Source organism: Frateuria sp. GZRR35, from assembly GCF_051900415.1.
GTDB lineage: Bacteria > Pseudomonadota > Gammaproteobacteria > Xanthomonadales > Rhodanobacteraceae > Frateuria_A.
Window position 1 is genome coordinate 1 of the sequence record NZ_JBHZGL010000027.1, and the last position, 2,277, is coordinate 2,277.

The 2,277-nt window shown below is 54.3% G+C and carries 3 protein-coding genes; all 3 read left to right on the plus strand.

Annotated elements, in window-relative coordinates; all coding sequences use genetic code 11:
• Positions 1–899 (plus strand): RHS repeat-associated core domain-containing protein (locus tag ACFWZ3_RS17230; protein WP_439708902.1); only part of this gene is annotated, 899 nt, incomplete at its 5' end.
• Positions 877–1,323, plus strand: a complete 447-nt coding sequence (locus ACFWZ3_RS17235) for a hypothetical protein (RefSeq protein ID WP_439708903.1) — start codon at positions 877–879, stop codon at positions 1,321–1,323. The genes ACFWZ3_RS17230 and ACFWZ3_RS17235, both read left to right, overlap by 23 nt.
• A gap of 297 nt (positions 1,324–1,620) precedes the next feature.
• Positions 1,621–1,917: a hypothetical protein gene (locus ACFWZ3_RS17240; RefSeq protein WP_439708904.1), complete on the plus strand. Its 297-nt coding sequence runs from the start codon at positions 1,621–1,623 to the stop codon at positions 1,915–1,917.
• Positions 1,918–2,277 lie beyond the last annotated feature (360 nt).

The window sequence follows — 2,277 nt, forward strand, 5'->3', positions numbered from 1 at the left end:
TAAGCTTGGGTGGCCAGGCGCAGGCGGCGGAAACGACGACGTACGTGCTGACGGATGTGCAGGGCACGGTGCTGGCGCGGGAAGATGCGCAGGGCAACATCATTGCGCGGTACGACTATCGGCCCTATGGCAAGCAGCAGGCGGGGCCGGTGGCGACGGGGCCGGGGTATACGGGGCATGTGGAGGATCCGGATACCGGGCTCGTGTACATGCAGCAGCGGTATTACGATCCGGAGGTTGGAACGTTTGCCAGTATAGATCCCCATCCGGTTTTAGCTGGTGAAATTTTTTTCTTTAATCGATATCTCTACGCTAGGGGCGCTCCTTCTCGATATGTAGATAGCTTCGGCGATAAGCCGGGGGACAAATTTAGTACAGCAGAAGAGGCTGCCCGTGATGCCCTTACGTATATAAACCAAACCTCGATAGCAACAAATCACGAATACCAAGGATGGATAGTGCTGTCCGGTTCTCAGTTTATTGCCACAGATCCTATACAAATTTCGGAAACAGGCGGGCCAGGGTTGCCGCCGGGCGTCGCCAGCGTTGTTGGTGGCTATCATACTCACGGCAATTACTCTGTCTTAGATGCAGATGGGAACATAGTTGTAACAGGTAGCTCTAGCCGAGACCACTTTAACAGCGACATGTTTTCTCCTAACGATATTTTGCGATACCAAGGCCTTGCTCGTAATCAGCCCGAATTCCAGGGTTTTGCTGGCACACCTGGAGGAGGGTTTTTGGCATGGTATAAAAATGTGATTTATCGATTACCAAATCTGCAACAAAACTCAGCAAAAGAGCAGGAGAGAATATATGAGGAGCAGCGTAAGAAAGACGAGGAAAGAAAGGAGTCATCTAAGCCGCCACAAGGTCGTGGACCGGATACGCAGCGATGATGTTTATACTTTTGCTAAACTTCGAAAAATGGGCGCTTATTTCTGCCTGATTTTGGTGTCGATTTGCGTGATGGCTGATTTGCCGGCCCAAAATATCTCAAGCGGCCTGCCATCTCCCTTTGGAGGGGCGGTTCCGATTGCTCGTACAAAAGACATTTCAAGCTGTAGAGAAAAGGACTGCGATCTAACATCGGCCCAAGTTTCCGCGCTTTGCGAGGCAAGTTCTTTTTACGTTAGGGACATGCCGATGGCAAAGGAATACAGTGCTCTCGTTGGATTACGTAACAGAGAAGTTTGGGTCACGTTCATGCCGCTAAAGAGCACAGTCACCGGAGATGGGGTCGCTCAAAAAAGGATGTATCCTATTACCTATAGATTTTCAAAAGATGGAAAGCTTCTGCTGGGAAAGTTTTACAACAGATAAAAGCTTAAGAACAAGAGTGTGATTATTCGCAAGGCGCGTGGTGCCGCTTGGTGAGGGAGCCTGGTGCTAATTTATTAGCTGGGCCGCGACAGAGCGATGACAAGCTAATGGGATCAGGTGCACTTACTGGGTGCAATGCGGTCGGTTGCGGGCCCTATGGCGCGGTCGCGACAATTAAAAGGGCGGTGGTAATTAAGCGTCTGGAAAATTAAAGGGGTGGGGTAATTAAGCGTCTGCGATTATCGAATCAGAGCCTGCAATATAACCGGCTGCGGGCCCCATGGTGCGGCCGCGGCCGTGGCGATCGCCATCCCGTCGCCGACGCCAACGGGTGTGTACGCCAACACGACCGGTACGTCCAGAGAGGTGGAGAGCGCCTACGACGGGCCGCTTTCCATGCACTCGTATGCCCTGCGTGCATGCAACCCGTACGCCTGCAGCGGCTGGGTCAGTGCTGTCCTAAGCGATGTGTACAACCCGCCCAACTCGGCGCCGAGCCTGAGTGCTCCCAGCACCAATGGAACGGGCAGCTATACGGTGAGCTGGGGCACGGTCTTCCAGGCTTCCAGCTACACCTTGCAGGAAAGAAGCTAACGGGGTCAGGTTCACTTACTGGGTGCAATACAACCGGCTGCGGGCCCTATGGTGCGGTCGCGGCTGTGGCAATCGCCATCCCGCCGCCGGCGCCCACCAATAAAAGGGCACGGGAGTAATTAATCCTCGTCCGTACTGACGCGCCTTGGCCGCCCCCGTGGTCGGCTGATGGCCGGCCGCCCCAGCGTTGTTTCAACCATGCGTTGAATAAAGGGGACGTAGGTAATTAAATCGCTCGGCTCCGAGCCTGAGTGCGCCTGGCACCAATGAAACAGGCAGCTACACGGTGAGCTGGGGCACGGTCTTCCAGGCCTCCAGCTATACCCTGCAGGAAAGCATCAACGGCGGTGCCTGGTCCAC